This window comes from Pseudomonas sp. COR18 (assembly GCF_048568395.1).
Classification (GTDB): domain Bacteria; phylum Pseudomonadota; class Gammaproteobacteria; order Pseudomonadales; family Pseudomonadaceae; genus Aquipseudomonas; species Aquipseudomonas fuscovaginae_B.
Genome location: NZ_CP183808.1, coordinates 2,797,724 through 2,812,025 on the forward strand (window position 1 = coordinate 2,797,724; position 14,302 = coordinate 2,812,025).

The 14,302-nt window shown below is 53.1% G+C and carries 13 protein-coding genes and 2 pseudogenes; 6 read left to right on the forward strand and 9 right to left on the reverse strand.

The genetic code is table 11. The features are described 5' to 3' along the window. Positions 1 to 66: 66 nt before the first annotated feature. Positions 67 to 717: pseudogene (locus tag ACM62G_RS12820) on the reverse strand (ATP-binding protein); the annotation flags it as partial. 114 nt (positions 718 to 831) lie between these two features. On the opposite strand from ACM62G_RS12820, the gene ACM62G_RS12825 reads away from it, so the two are divergent. The 6 genes and pseudogenes from ACM62G_RS12825 to ACM62G_RS12850 all read left to right on the forward strand — a co-directional run bounded on the left by ACM62G_RS12825 (position 832) and on the right by ACM62G_RS12850 (position 6,823). Beyond that, the gene (locus ACM62G_RS12825) at positions 832 to 1,515 is read left to right on the forward strand and encodes a heteromeric transposase endonuclease subunit TnsA (RefSeq protein WP_419737255.1); all 684 of its coding nucleotides are present in this window, start codon (positions 832 to 834) and stop codon (positions 1,513 to 1,515) included. Next, positions 1,515 to 3,440 (forward strand): Mu transposase C-terminal domain-containing protein, encoded by a 1,926-nt coding sequence (locus tag ACM62G_RS12830; protein WP_419737517.1) that lies wholly within the window; start codon positions 1,515 to 1,517, stop codon positions 3,438 to 3,440. The genes ACM62G_RS12825 and ACM62G_RS12830 overlap by 1 nt, the downstream gene beginning before the upstream one ends. Beyond that, positions 3,437 to 4,324 carry a TniB family NTP-binding protein gene (locus ACM62G_RS12835; RefSeq protein ID WP_419737256.1) on the forward strand — a complete coding sequence of 296 codons (888 nt, stop codon included), beginning with the start codon at positions 3,437 to 3,439 and terminating at the stop codon, positions 4,322 to 4,324. Before ACM62G_RS12830 ends, ACM62G_RS12835 begins: the two co-directional genes overlap by 4 nt. Then, positions 4,285 to 4,749, forward strand: a pseudogene (locus ACM62G_RS12840) (TniQ family protein); the annotation flags it as partial. The gene ACM62G_RS12835 and the pseudogene ACM62G_RS12840, both read left to right, overlap by 40 nt. A 57-nt stretch (positions 4,750 to 4,806) precedes the next feature. Then, positions 4,807 to 5,397: a hypothetical protein gene (locus tag ACM62G_RS12845; protein ID WP_419737596.1), complete on the forward strand. Its 591-nt coding sequence runs from the start codon at positions 4,807 to 4,809 to the stop codon at positions 5,395 to 5,397. Between the two features lie 583 nt (positions 5,398 to 5,980). Next, the gene (locus ACM62G_RS12850; RefSeq protein ID WP_419737257.1) at positions 5,981 to 6,823 is read left to right on the forward strand and encodes a hypothetical protein; all 843 of its coding nucleotides are present in this window, start codon (positions 5,981 to 5,983) and stop codon (positions 6,821 to 6,823) included. Positions 6,824 to 6,835: 12 nt separating this feature from the next. Here the strand turns inward: ACM62G_RS12850 and ACM62G_RS12855 are convergent, their stop codons facing one another. The 8 genes from ACM62G_RS12855 to ACM62G_RS12890 all read right to left on the reverse strand — a co-directional run bounded on the left by ACM62G_RS12855 (position 6,836) and on the right by ACM62G_RS12890 (position 14,261). Further along, the gene (locus ACM62G_RS12855; protein WP_419737258.1) at positions 6,836 to 8,539 is read right to left on the reverse strand and encodes a hypothetical protein; all 1,704 of its coding nucleotides are present in this window, start codon (positions 8,537 to 8,539) and stop codon (positions 6,836 to 6,838) included. Between the two features lie 133 nt (positions 8,540 to 8,672). Continuing rightward, on the reverse strand, positions 8,673 to 8,876 hold the full coding sequence (locus tag ACM62G_RS12860; RefSeq protein WP_419737259.1) for a hypothetical protein: 204 nt from the start codon (positions 8,874 to 8,876) through the stop codon (positions 8,673 to 8,675). Positions 8,877 to 9,164: 288 nt separating this feature from the next. After that, complete coding sequence (locus ACM62G_RS12865) at positions 9,165 to 9,341, reverse strand: antitoxin Xre/MbcA/ParS toxin-binding domain-containing protein (RefSeq protein ID WP_419737518.1); 177 nt, start codon at positions 9,339 to 9,341, stop codon at positions 9,165 to 9,167. Between the two features lie 619 nt (positions 9,342 to 9,960). Beyond that, the gene (locus ACM62G_RS12870; protein WP_419737260.1) at positions 9,961 to 10,563 is read right to left on the reverse strand and encodes a hypothetical protein; all 603 of its coding nucleotides are present in this window, start codon (positions 10,561 to 10,563) and stop codon (positions 9,961 to 9,963) included. A 282-nt stretch (positions 10,564 to 10,845) separates the two neighbouring features. After that, complete coding sequence (locus ACM62G_RS12875; RefSeq protein WP_419737261.1) at positions 10,846 to 11,367, reverse strand: hypothetical protein; 522 nt, start codon at positions 11,365 to 11,367, stop codon at positions 10,846 to 10,848. Positions 11,368 to 11,458: 91 nt separating this feature from the next. Continuing rightward, positions 11,459 to 11,800, reverse strand: a complete 342-nt coding sequence (locus ACM62G_RS12880) for a DUF6527 family protein (RefSeq protein ID WP_419737262.1) — start codon at positions 11,798 to 11,800, stop codon at positions 11,459 to 11,461. Continuing rightward, entirely contained in the window at positions 11,800 to 13,176 is a 1,377-nt protein-coding gene (locus ACM62G_RS12885; RefSeq protein ID WP_419737263.1) for a ThiF family adenylyltransferase, read from the reverse strand. The genes ACM62G_RS12880 and ACM62G_RS12885 overlap by 1 nt, the downstream gene beginning before the upstream one ends. Beyond that, entirely contained in the window at positions 13,173 to 14,261 is a 1,089-nt protein-coding gene (locus tag ACM62G_RS12890) for a multiubiquitin domain-containing protein (protein ID WP_419737264.1), read from the reverse strand. The genes ACM62G_RS12885 and ACM62G_RS12890 overlap by 4 nt, the downstream gene beginning before the upstream one ends. Between the last annotated feature and the right edge of the window lie 41 nt (positions 14,262 to 14,302).

Consider the following 14,302-nt stretch of genomic DNA (forward strand, 5'->3'; position numbering starts at 1 on the left):
GGAGCGTGGCTTGCCCGCGAATAGGCCCTCAACCTCACCGCAGTACCAGCCACTATCCCGGCCATATCAGGCACTACTGGGCCGGTACTGCAACGCCTCGGCCAGATGCTCACGGCTGATTCCCTCTACCTGCTCCAGATCCGCCAACGTCCTTGCCACCTTCAGCAACCGATGCGCTGCCCGCAGCGACAGGGTCAGGCGTTCGCAGGCTGTCTCCAGCCACGTTTCATCGGCTGTGGATAACTTGCAGTGCCGGCGCAATCCCTGCAGATCGAGAAAGGCGTTGGCGCACCCTTGGCGTTGCTGCTGGCGCCGGCGAGCTTGCGCCACCCGCTCGGCCGCCTTGGCCGTGGTGTTTCCCGGCTCCTTGACCGGGCTCAGTGCCGTGGCCTCACGGGCCACGGTCAAGTGCAGGTCGATACGGTCCAGCAACGGGCCGGACAGCTTGTTGCGATAACGCTGGATCTGCTCCGGGGTACAGCGGCAGCGGTTGGTCGGGTCGCCAAGATATCCACAGGGGCACGGATTCATTGCCGCCACCAACTGGAATCGAGCGGGAAAACGTACCCGGTCGCGGGCGCGGGAGATCACGATATGGCCCGACTCCAGCGGTTCGCGCAGCACTTCCAGTACCTTGCGGTCGAACTCCGGCAGTTCATCGAGAAACAGCACGCCATGGTGGGCGAGGGTGATCTCGCCTGGACGCGGTCTCGATCCACTGTAGGATTCCTAATTTGCTGCGACACCACCATACTAGAGGCCTCGATATATCGGAGCAGCGTTCAGAAATAGCTGCGACGAAAAACCTAAATAGCTGCGACGGTCCTATAAATGCTCGGAAATAGCCGCGACAAAACTAAATCGGGTTCGGTTCGTGCCATCAGGCCCACAAAACGAAGCGTCTCCGGAGTATTCCCATTCCGCGGCGAAGGTGGCATCCCGTATGAGTCCACACTCGAGCGAGATTTCATCATTCGAACTGAATTCTCGAAGGATGTCCGCAGCATCACTTCGCAGCCGGTCAGCATTCCCTTCAGCAGCAACGGTCGCCCTTACAAATACACCCCAGATTTTCTCGTCCACTTTGATCTCGGAGATCGGAATCTCGACAACTGGCCCAAGCCGTTGTTGGTTGAGGTGAAGCCAGAGGTCGACTGGCGCAGGAACTGGCGAGTCTGGCTTCCCAAGTGGAAGGCTGCTTGGCGATATGCAAGTGAGCAGGGCTGGATCTTCCACATATATGACGAGTCGAGAATTCGTGATACCGCGCTGCAGAACATCAAGTTTCTGGAGCGTTATGCTCGGATGACTTTTGCACCAGAAGACAGCAACTGGATCATCGACACGGTAAGAGAGATGGGTGTGGCTCCTGTTCACTACCTACTGGCACTGCATTCCTGCGATCGGTATCGAGGTGAGGGGATCAGTCATCTATGGCATCTTATTGCGACGCGAAGACTGGCTTGTGACATCCGTCTTCCGCTAAACAATTTCCTTGACGTTTGGGTGGCATGATGACGGACGATGATTCGTTGGATGCCCAAGTGACTCCGTACGAGCCTGACCGCCTTCAAGTAATAATTGAGGTCGGGGCGCTCGTCGCTCACGGCGATTCTGCTTACCGGATCTCCCAGATCCTGGATTTTCGAACTGTGGTCGGGATTGAAGTGGAGTCGGGTAGAGCCGCTGCGTTGCCAATCGAAGGCTTGCGGACGATCAAGCGCGAGACAGTCGAGGGGCTCTACGCCAATTACGATCTCGCACTGATCGGCAGTGAAGATTGGGCCGAGGCACAGAAGCGTTTTGCCGCCATTGAGCCGCTTCTAGGGAGCGTAGTTATTGGTCGGAGAGACGTTGAAGCGAGAAGCGCTGTGGTTGGCGTTGACGTCGCGACATTGTATCGCTGGATCAAACGTTACAAGGACTGGGGAGAAAAGCTCGCTCTTATTCCACGCAGGAGGGGATGGAAGGGGGGTAACTCACGCCTTTCAGATGAAGCCAACAAGATCATCGAGGATGTGATTCGTAATTTCTTCCTTAAAACTCATCGCCCAACGGTGTTGGCGACTATCAACAAAATAGTCGAAGCCTGTGAAGCTGCGCAGATCCCCCCACCTGGAGTGACTGCAATTCGCGCACGAATCAAAGGTATACCCGACAAGGCTTACCTCCGTGGTCGAGGCTATGCGGAATTGGCTCGTAACAAGTACACTCCGACGCCTGGCTCGTTTCCGGGTGCGGACTATCCCCTTGCCGTTGTGCAAATCGACCACACTCCGATGGATATCATCTTGGTTGATGATATTCATAGGCGTCCTATCGGTAGGGTGTGGATTACCTTCGCGATTGACGTCTATTCCCGAATGATCACGGGCTACTACCTATCACTGGATGCTCCTGCCGGAATATCGGTGGCAATGTGCGTTGCTCATTCCATTCTGCCTAAGGAAAACTGGCTGATTGCTCATGGGGTCGACGGGGAATGGCCGGTTTGGGGGATACCCAAGATTTTGCATGCCGATAACGGTCCCGATTTTCAGAGCGAAGACGTCAAACGATCGTGCTCCAACATCGGCATCGAAAATCAGTTTCGCCCTGTGAAGCGTCCCCGCTACGGAGCCCATATTGAGCGCCTGATGGGAACGTTCGCGCAAACCTTGAAAGACATGCCTGGAAGGACCTATAGCAATCAAGCCGATCGCGCGGGCTACGACTCCGAGAAGCATTCTGCGTTAACCTTTGACGAGTTCGAAACGTGGCTGATTAGAGAGATTCTGATCTACAACGAGGAATATCATTCGAAAATCTACATGAGCCCTAGCCGGAAGTGGCACATTGGGATTTTTGGCAACTCAGACCATGATCCTCTGGTTGGTATCCCGCCGAGGCCAACTGATCCTTTCACACTGCAAAGGGACTTTCTGCCCTCCTTTGATCGCACCGTTCAGCATTACGGTGTCCAGATCGACCTAATGTACTACTCCGAAGCTTTGCGGCCATGGATCAATGCGAAGGATAAGGACACAGGTAAAGCGCGGACATTCGTCTTCCGTCGAGATCCTCGAGATATCAGTTACATCTGGTTTTTCGACCCACTGCTCAAACAATACTTTAAGGTCCCAGCGTCGAACCAGGCCTTTCCTGCCGCCAGTATTTTCGAGTTCAAAGCCGCGAAGAAGCGTGCGGTCGACGAAGGGCATGCCGCTATAAACGAGCCGCTGCTCAAACGCTACATCTTGGAGAACCGGGAACTCGTTGCGAACGCTGAGGCCCATACGGCTAAGACTAGACGTCAGGCCCAGCGCAATCGAAACCATGCTAAGGGCAAGACTCCGGCTGAGCCAAGTCCGCAGAAGACCAAGATCGCTCCTGGCCCAATGAGCGGCTTCGAGAACATGGTGATCGATGGTGATCTAGAAGGGTTCGGGGATATTTCATGACTCAGTACAATCATATCCATCCGGAATTCCGGCCCGTCATGCTTAAGCCCACTCAGGGGCGCATCGATTTTCTCTACGAGCAGCGCTGGATTGGCTATCCCTCTGCTCAGAAGTTGATCGACCTCATGCACCATCTGATGACAGTCCCCAAGCGTCCCAGGATGCCGAACCTGTTAGTTGTCGGTAGTTCCAACAATGGCAAGACAACCGTTATCGATCGTTTTGTAAAGCTGCACGGTACAGGTTATTTGGACACTGACGGCGAGTCAGTTAAACCTGTCATCTCGATCGAGGCACCTCCTTCTGCTGATGAGCGCTCACTTTACTGCGCCATCCTAGAGGAATTCTGGACACCCTATAGACCGACGGATGTGGTCCCGAAACTTCGCTTCCAAGTGATTCACCAAATGCGTGAAAACCATGTGAGGTTGCTCATCATTGACGAGTTTCATTCCATGCTGGCAGGTACGGCGATTAAGCAGCGAGAGATCATGAACGTCATCAAGTTGCTCTGTAATGAACTCATGATTCCTGTGGTCGGTGTTGGCACCGAAGATGCTGTTAGGGTTCTTCACACGGATCCCCAGCATGCCAGCAGGTTCGACGTTTTCACTCTGCGCAATTGGGCGTTGAACGTTGAGTTTCAACGCTTTCTGAAAGGGTTTGAATCCGTGTTGCCGCTGCAACAGCCTTCAGGTCTGGCTCATCCCGATTTGGCCAATCGGCTGCACGCGATCTCGGAGGGGAATACCGGTAACCTGCATAGGCTACTGATTGAGTGCGCTACGGAAGCAATTCACTCGGGCAAGGAAAAAATCGACGTAGATATCATCCAGAGCAAGTCATGGGTACAGCCTACTCGTGGCATCCGCGAATTGCTGTAGTCAATCCACGGTGGCCTAAAGCGCAGAGTCTGCTGGCGGATGAGCTGCTATCTTCCTGGCTCATCCGCAACGCGTTTGCGCACGGTTGCTCACCCATGTCACTCACCGGAAGTATCTGGCCCGGCTGGAGATGTTGGACCCTTGATCTGGACCGTGGGGTCCCAGACAGAAAGCTTTTGCCTCTATCAAAAATGACAGGGATAGCTGTTTCGGACATCTATTCGTCAACACTCCGTCCCATCGCTCAGGTACTAAACCCGGCGCTTGATCACCACAAAGGCATGTGGCCATGGATTCTTGGGCTCGGAACCCGCAACCGTCGCCACTCCGGCGGATTGCAGTGCTGTCCTCTTTGCTTAGCTGAAGGTGTTCCTTACTACCGGCTATCCTCGCGACTGGTTTGGCACACGTGCTGTGAAAAGCATCAGATGAGGCTTATCGACAGATGTCCTGAGTGCGGGGCGCCGTTAGAGCCGCACCTGTTGGAGCAGGTAGATTCAGATTGCGGACATTGCCATCGCTGTCGCACGCCCTTCAGTGCTCATTCTGATTTTCTGGGATTTGCCGCCGGAGCTCTCGCCTTTCAGCGTGCAGCTGATGGGGCGATGCATGGTCTGGCATCTGGAGAAGATACCAACTGTGATCCTGGCGAGTGGTTTTATCGGGCGCGCTTTATCATCAGCATACTGAGGGTTGCAGCTGTGAACGGCTCAAAACCGTTTGCGGCTTTTTTGGAGGCCTTTCATCTCGGTGTTGTTGAACGACCAGATTCTGGCCTCCCTATTGAGTTGCTCTCCGTTGGGGACAGAATGGATCTGCTGTCGGCGACTTGGAAGGTCATGGATATGGGGGAACATCAGCTGAACGACGCTATCGCGGCTTGCTTACTACATCAGCATTCCGTACCGATACCGGCCGGTGAGATTCCAGCATCTCTGCAAGCGACGCTGGAGGCGCTTCCGGTAGGTAAACCCAGGAAAAGAGCAGCAATCGAGTTTCGCTCCCCTGCTTCACAACACACCGTTGCCAAGCTGTGGGCAAGGTTAAAAAGAAAGGTCCAGCGGGATGATTGAAAGTCAAAAGCAAGGGGGCAGCTGTTGTTCGGCCTGCCACAAGCCGATGCAAAGAGCTCATCGGGTGTACTTGTTCCAACGCTATTGCAACAACTGCTATGCCAGGCTATTCAAGACTAAGCTTTGCCCAGGCTGTGGAAATAGAGCGCGCTTGCCGACTTTTCATCCCGATGCAGTCTGTCATTCCTGTGTCACCTCTGTTCCATGCATGCGGTGTGAACGCGTAGGTCGGCCCGTGGGTAGGATCACACCTGAGGGAATAGCTTGTAACTCCTGCGCTCATTACTTTACTGAGCCCCATCACTGTGAGGTGTGCAATGAGCTCTCAACCAGACTCAGCAAAAAGGTCATCGACAATCAGGAAATGCGTTGCTGCCCAAAATGTGCGAGCAACGCTGAGACGTGTCCAAGCTGTAGGCGATATAGGGTTCTGATTGATGGGCGTGATGGCGTCAGGGAGTGTCACCGTTGTGCGCATTTGGGGGAGATCGAGTGCCGAAGCTGTGGCGAACTGTCACCTGCAGGTTACGGGGCTGAATGTGAAAAGTGTCGAGACCGTAGAACCTTCTACAAGCGCTTGCAGATGAATGTGCAGGCACTGAGTCGTGATGTCTTCCAGGAAGCTTATTCGGAGTATGGGGAGTGGCTGATCGACAAGATCGGGCCGAAGAGGGCCGCTCTGCTGATCAATCGCCATTTGAAGAGCTTTGTGGAGATGAATGCACAGTGGCTTGTCCTGCCGACCTATCAGCAATTGCTTGAGGTAAAGGGTGCGCTGTGGATCCGACGCGCTCAACTCCCCATGCAGTGGATGATTGAAGAGCGCGGGATGCATGTTGATGAGGCGCTAAAGGAGGAGGTTACGGAAACGCACAAAATTGAAGCCATTGTGGCCTCCATGTCGTCAGAAGATGGGAAAAAATTGCTTCGGAGATATCGTGTGTACCTCGAATCGAAGCCCAATAAAAGAGCTAACTCGTTGAGGTCTGTCCGCATGGGTATGCGCAGCGCCGCAAACCTCGTGCTGGTGAGCGAAGCTGCCGGTCGCCCAATGCCGTCTTCTGAGTCATTGCGATCACTGCTGGCTGAAACGCCTGGAGTGGCAGCCTCGTTGGCAAGCTTCATCAGCTTTCTGAACGCGTCGTATCAGCTGTCGATCGTGTTTCCCAAAGACAATCGGGATGCCATCAAACTCAGGCGCAAGCGCTCTGAGCAGGTGCTCAAATCGCTGATGGGCGAGGTAGCCAGTGGAGTAGATGTGCTTGATCGCTGGCCGGCAGCTGCATTGGGTTATTTCCATGGCGTGACCAAGGTCAGCAAGAAAGGTATAGCCCTGACCAATGACCCCGAAAGAAACGGTCTGGTGGTCACGCTGAAAGGCAAGGAATACTGGATTCCGCTGCCGTCAACCGCTCAGGTCGAGTGAAATCATAAGCCCTTATGCAGGACCAATCAGGCCGCGCAAATTGTTCAATATCACTTTTTTAAAGGGCTCCGGTCCGTCGTCGCGCGGGCGGTGAACGAAGGTCACATGTGGATAGTTGGACATCGTCTTACGTTTGATTCGACCATCATGCCCGAGGATGTTCTTAAATATCACACCTAACTCAAGATCGACATCGAGCTTCCGGGTGGGAAGCATAACCATCAGACCTCTGTAACCATCTTCATAGTGTTTGATTGCTCCATTATCGGTGGTGGAGCTTCGTGGTTTGCGGAAGATCTCCAGGATATAGACGTGCTTCCCGGCAACAGTCATCCGGATAACGAAAATGCGTTTTGGCGCCCGTTTGAAGACTCCATTTTTTTCAGGCGGTACGGCCGAGATGTATTCATAGGCTGGCACGCCCTCGGTTTGAAACCCCGCATGCCTCGTATACCAGCCTATCTCACTGATATACCCGTCAAGGCTTACTGACAGGCTGACGCAGGTTTGCCACATTTGTGCGAGACTGCCTTCAGGAACTGCTTCTGGGGAAACAAATTCGGATTTGCCGCCGCCTCGGCCGTTCCCACGACCATCCCCTGGGGCGAGGGTATCGCGATCATTGCCGGGTATGGCGTCGCCTCGTTGCCCGGACACCACCTCTTTTCTGTGGATGATTTTTCGTCCCGTGCCAAGCGTCCTGAACGGAGGGTTATGCACTATCCGAGGGGTATCGCTGTCAGGCGCTTCATTGTCAATGAGCGACACGACGACATTTGATGACCCTGGTGGAGGGGTTTGTGTGTAGGGGCGCCCGCCATCTTCTGTTTCAGTCCCGCCCTCTGCATCATAATCTTGACGTTCGACGATGATGGGGTGGCCGTCTGGTTGACTCATCCCTTCAACGTTGAGTAGAAGAAAGGTATTGCTGTTTAACCAGTAGCCGCGGCCTTCAATGGTTGGAAAACCCGCAAACCAAGGCTCGACTCTAATGAATGCTTTTTTACCGGGCTTGAACTCCGCTTGTAGTCTTTTATGCAGGCGTTCGCACACGCCATTAGTGTATTCATCGAATATGGCGTGCGCCAGAAACGGAGCTTCACGGGACGAAACTCTACGTTTGAGTTTGAGTACCCATGCTTCGGGGTCTGGATCGACTCCATACAGATATCGCTTTTGAATTTCCTCAAGCCCATACGTTGCGAGTAGCCAGTTCGTTTCTGAGCTGTGTCCGTAGCAACGAGTGAGAAATTCCAAGCAGGGTACCAAGATGGTTTTCCCGCCTTCTGCTCTCATCCGGATGAGCCAGCTTCCGCCCGGCCGTACTGAAAGAGAGCTCAGATAAGACTGAAACAACCCCGCCGACTCAGCCGTTACCCAGTCCCACGTTCCAGGATTGAGGTTTACTATTGTCGGTTCCAGAGTCTCCATCCTGATCTCTCCGACCAGTCTGCCATTTTTCCACACGCTTCCCGGCCTGAGACTTCCCAAGTGAGAAATTGCGGCATCTATTTTCCTTGTAGACCCTAATACCCCGTCTGGGTGAATTGTCTTCAGAATCACCTCTGCCAGGGGAACGGTATTGGGGGTGTGATTTTTGGCCAATCCTCCGTGCCAACACACCACTAGTGTGCCGCCCGCTTTTGCAAGCGGGTCACCAAAATGAAGGTTGCTTGACCCGATGCTGGGCTTGCTGATTTTTCGAGGGTCTAGCATGAATACGCTCGGGCCAGAGATAGACAAGGATGTTTTGCGGTGCTCGGCAGATGGTTGGTTTGCACGAAGCATCGTTCGTTGTATCGGCGAGTGTCGGGCATCTTGAGGGTCAAGATCAGACAGGCATATTCAATCATGCTTGCGCTTGCTGCTCGTGTTCATAGTCGGGAGGCCTGTCGAGGCTCCTGACTGATTCCGTCGCCGGGTGGAGCTGTAGATAGTGCTCAACTTCAGCAGGTAGCTTGCTGTCGCGAAGGATGTTGTAGATTTCGACCCCGCGCAACTCGTTAATGGTAGTTTTTAGGAAGTCTGTCAGTCCTGTTTGCAATTTGCTCATAGGTGCTGATACTCATCCAGCCACTCTGAACTTCAAGAGGCAGAATGACGAATTGTTCGGTTCTATTGAAATGATCGAAACTTTCGCTTGATGGAATGAAGTCTTTGCGTCCATGCAGCCTTCGGCTGTTCAGTTAAACAAAGTTCGACCATCAGATGCGTGAGATTATTTTGCTGTCATCGTGAAGGATCCAATATAGATGATTCAAGCGCGAAATCTTGCGTTCACACGAAGAGCATCTGACTCAAAGAAGATGTCTATAAGTTCAGTTCTCCAGTGTCAGGCTGGTCAGCAGTAGACACCGAACTCGATACGAGCGAGGTAATCGAGTACCTGCTGTAGGCCTTGATCATCGGTGACGACGTTGCAGGGGGAACGGTAATTAAGGCCTCGGGAAGGCTTGTTGAACCATTGAGTCGAAATATCGCGACTGCCAAGGGTTTCCGTCGCTTTAGCCAATATCATTTCTCGTCGTTCTAGGTAGGCAAAGTAGTGGCCTTTCAGGCATATGGTGCTGCTGAGAATCGTTGGTCCGATCGACCAGTAGCCAGTCTTGGGTTGGGCGCTTGAGTCCGTGATTACCTCCGATGGGTCACGGTGCTCCCCTGATTCAGCATACCGTGCACTGAGAAGTCGGTGCAGTGCTTTCTCGCCAAGTGGCGATGGCAATTTTGGCGGCCTTCTACCGGAAGCCAGCTTGTGAGATTGTAAGCGGTAAGCTATTCGAGCCGATCGCAAGGGGCTGACGATCGCTTCGCTGACGTTCTGCTGCCCCCCGCAAGCACTCCGACAGGCTCTTCGTGATCAGTGCGAGCTGCGTTAGTCAAAAAACGTCCGCCTGCTCGGGAAGCCAGCGCCGCCCGTGCCTGCTCTATAAATCTTTCCCTGATCAGCCATTTATCAGTCTTTTGCTTGCGACGTCCCTTCATTTCTCACCTCGTACGGGTTCATTAAGTGTAGCTACCAAGCCTGAGCACAAAATCTTAGAAATGGTCGAACTGTGCAATGAGGCAGCGTCCTTGATTGTAGATACAGTGCAGTGTCTGCCCATTGATGGAATTAGTTTAGTAGCTTGTTATTATTCTTAATCTCCGCAAAATCTGAGCGCGGTTTGCTGATTGTGAAAAAGAAAATTGCGGTACTTCTCATCTAGTGAGTGTGCTTCCGCCCATGAATATATTTCGTCATATTTTGCTTTCGCTGTGTTGTATTTTTTGATAGCTTCTGCATCTCCACATGGTTTGGAACTAAGACTAACGCCCAGAGCAGCGAACTCTGACATCAGAGATTGCAGTTTAATTTCTGCCGCTTGTCTCTCTGCTGACGCACCTAATTTTTGTTGTTCGCTATTCAGCCTGCCAACTAGTTCGAGATACGTGGCCTCCCGGCGCTTGAGGTCCTCTTCCGCAGCCGAATTTCTTTTTGCAAGCTGGTCGGCGATCAACTCTCGCTTTTGTAACGCCGACTCTCGGCTGAAACGCGCCTGAAGCTCTTCGGATCTATATTTTTCGAACTGAATTTTATCTTCACTCAGTTTCAGCTGTGCCTGATTGATCTCACTCAGTTGTATTTGAATACCTCTATATTGATCCCAAAGATACACCACTGCACTAGCGTAACTCATAGACAAAAACAGCAGTACGGCGAAATGGCGCTTGGAGGCTAAATAAATGGTTTTCAGATTCAATCCATTGCCCTTCTCTTGGTTGTCTAATATTAATAGCTAGCGCTGATGTATAGGGGGTAAGAAGCTTGCTCGATATTATTTGCGGCGAATACTGTCGAGAAAACTCTGGAGTTTAGAATGGTTTTCTGAGAGATTTTTTCGTTAAAATCTGCTTCCATTATGGGTGAGCTCCTCGAAAGATGCATTGTTCCATGTCGAAATGTCTAGGGGAATTAGGCCGCTACACTGTTTGGGTCGCAAGAGAAACGTGAAGCTTACCTGCGTTCTTTTAGCTGGCGCTGTCTATCCCCATGACCTTCCAAGATCAACCGCGCTCCATTTGGACGAAGCTCGGTTCTTGACGCTGAATGCGTACGCTTCTGGGCCCAAGACTGTGCATGTCTTTTTCAGGTTTTCTTTCTGGGGGCCCCGTTCTTTCCAGTAGATCCAGGTATCGAAAAACGGACGATCTCGTTCCTCCAGGTCATGACGAAGGTTCAGGATCTGCGATGCTGTAGGTACGTGGTCTTTAGTGGCCTTAGGCGGCACCGCCGCGTCCAGGGCTTGAAAGAAGCGGGAGGTACTGAACCCTTGGGTCGACATCTCATGAGTTTTCAGTACGCTCATGAGATTAGCAAAGTGGTCGCCGTTCAAATAGGTTGAAAGTTGAAAATCATCGGAGACGGAGAAGAGAAAAAACTTGGGGTTTTCACCCCGAGAGGTGAGTGAAAGCTCATAGCCTCCCCTCATGGAGAACAGGCAATCAAAGCTTGCTGCTCCATCTGTGAAAAGAAATTGCTGCATATCGATATCCTGAGCGCTCATGCTGTGAGCCAGTCGTGCCAATCCATTCATGCGCATAAAATTTACCTCTCGTTGTGTAGGAGCCAGCTGCTGTTGAGGGTGTAGCTACTGATCAGCACCAATGAATTCGGCCGTTCTTGAGCCAGAAGTGGGAGCGGCAACCGTTGTTAAGCCATACTGACGGGTGAAGCGATGGGTAACCGTCAGCATTGAGGCTGTAGTCCCACCTCGGCTTTGCTTCATCAATCACTAGAAGCTCAATCGTTCGGCCGCACCCGCATGGGCACTGGAGTCCAATACACCAATCCTCGTGTGCATCTTTCGCGAGAACGATCGCGCGTATTGGCATCTTGGAGGGGAGCGAGTCGCCCTCGACGACAATAATCCTCCGAGGAGGGAGCAGGTGCTCAAACCTGAAAATGAGCTTGCGGAATAGCTTTTTGAACCCGCTCATTACACGCCCCCCAGGGGCGGGAGTCCCAACAATGGCTCCCGCGCTCCTTGAGCCAGCACAGGGTTCACACTTTTTGGCTGGACCGTTTCCGATTCGTATTCTTCGTAGCAGCCGGAAAGGGAAAACTTGCTACGCGCGTAGTTCTGGTTGGGGTCTTCACGGAACGGAAAGGCGCGAGCGATGAATTCATTCACGCACGCGCTGGCTGCTCGCATATTCAAGGTAATAACGGAGGGGGCTTCTTCTGGAAGGCCTGAGATATAGCCCTGTTTCACCTGTTCATTGTGAGCTTTGGGATCTGTGTTTCTCAGCTCTTCAGCTCCTAGCGACTCTGCGGTGTAAACCTTGCGGTCAGAAAGCGTTGGTCCGCCTGGCCGAACATAGTCGATCCGCCCTTGTACATCATGGATCTGGCGAACGCCTTTACTGGATAGGCGTGTTGGGATGGTTACACCGACGTCGAACAATGGGATCAGGAAGCTTGATGCCATCAGGTCGCATATCAGCCTTCCCTGATGAGAGTCGACACAGCAGAAGATGACATCGGCATCAGCCACGGCCACTACTGCCTCCCTGCTGAACACAGTCTTGTTGATTGCGTGGGCGATTTTCGAGCCGCGAATCTTTTCTATGGCTTCAGCGAAGACGTCGACTTTGGCGCGCGATTCCTGCGCATCCTTTAGCGTGGAGTTGAGGATACGGTTGAGGTTTTTGAGTTCTACCTGATCATGATCGATCAGAATCAGGTTGCCGAATCCTAGGCGAGTAAGCTGCTCCGCAACAATCGATCCGGTTCCTGAGACGCCAATCACGGCTGCGGTGAGTCGGCTTAGGGTGGCAGTCATGTCAGAGGTGAAGGCCAGAGCTTTTTGCTGCTCATGGGAGTGGGGGAGCCAGTAATGGATGTCATGGCCTGGCACAGTCACCATGGTGATGTCCTCAGGAACTCTGCCTTTCTGGTAGAACCGAGCTCGCATTGCACCATTGGGTGTCATGATGGCCGAGCCGTGTACTGCCTCCACTCCTTGAAACAGGGAGACCATGGTGTCCGAGTCGCTGTCATCATCGACACGAGAGAACTGGAACAATCCCCCAGGGTGAGAATGCACGAGAATGATCGAGTGCGATTGGGGAAGCGCTTCATCAATCGCTTTTTCGAGGTAGGCTCCTGGCCAGGTGATGGCGTGTGGTTGCCTGATCGCGCACTCCTCATAAGGCACCAAGATCAGTTCCTTCGATAGGAGCTTGAGAACAGAGCCAGGTGTGCGGGTACAGATAAGAATAGCTGCGGCCTCTTTACCGTCCCCCGGGAACAGGTGTTCCCGGAGGGAGGTATAGATCTCGGCCGTCAGTACGAGGCGAGATCCGTTTTTCACAGGCCAACCTCCTTGTGAAGGCAACCATCGGCCATGGCCAGCTGGGTCATTACGTTATCGGTCGTTGGGTTCCAGGAGCGATGGCGAGACCAGCGTTGGAATGGGACCCCGTCGACTTCCACCGTAGCCTCCGTCTGTGGAATCACTGCGCCGCCGACCAACTGGACAGCCGGGTATAGATAGAACATGTCCATGGCGCTGTTGGGATAGGCCAATGGGATGTTCAGCGCCAGTTGAACAACCTGCTCGGAGTAGCCAGGCGGTAGTTGGTAGTTGTGGATCAACAACCACCGGCCTCCGCTGGTCAGCCGGGTTTCCCAGTGATGACCGATGGCATCCAGATGCTGTTCGTCGCGCTCGAGCAGTTTGAACTCGCGGCGAATTGGCAGGGTTGCCTCACCATTGCTCACATCTTTTTGCGTCAGACGCAGTTTTTCGATCCCATCTGGGCGCAGATCGATTTCATCGTTGATGGTCAGCTCACGCTTGGGGTGATCACGGACAATCAGGAAAATCTGCCAGTCCCGGTTGGGGTCCAGGCTAGCGGCCGAGATGGCCTCACGTACCGAAACGATGGGCTTCGGAAATTCGTACACTTCCCCTTGAATATTGAGCTTCCAGACGGCCTTGCGGGTGATGAAACGCTCAATCCCGGCAGCATCCAGGTTGATGAATGTGGTGTCTTCGACTTCCAGATCTGCCTCGTCCTCCCGCTCCAGTAGCAGGCGCTGGCCAGGGCCAACTTCGGCGAGCTTACGGACGGTATGGCCAGAGATCTGCTTACACGGCCACTCCAGGCGAAGGCCGTCAACGGTCAGTAGGTACTTGCGATCAGACTCGATCACGATGAAGCGGTTTACTCCATCATGCAGCGCAACCGATTCCTCTGGCCGGATATCTTCTTGAGCGCCAGAATCCAGAAGCTGCAGCACGATCGGCAACTGATCAGGCTTGAAATGAGCTGCAGCCGCAATTTGGGCCCCAGTTGGTGTGCGGTCATCAAGGCGGATCTGGCGGAACTCCAGATCATCTCCTGCCACTTCTACGGTGAAGTTGAGTGGCTGGCACGATTGTTCAGTATGCATTGGTAAATCTCCAAGTATTTTCCGCACACAGGCGGCTATTA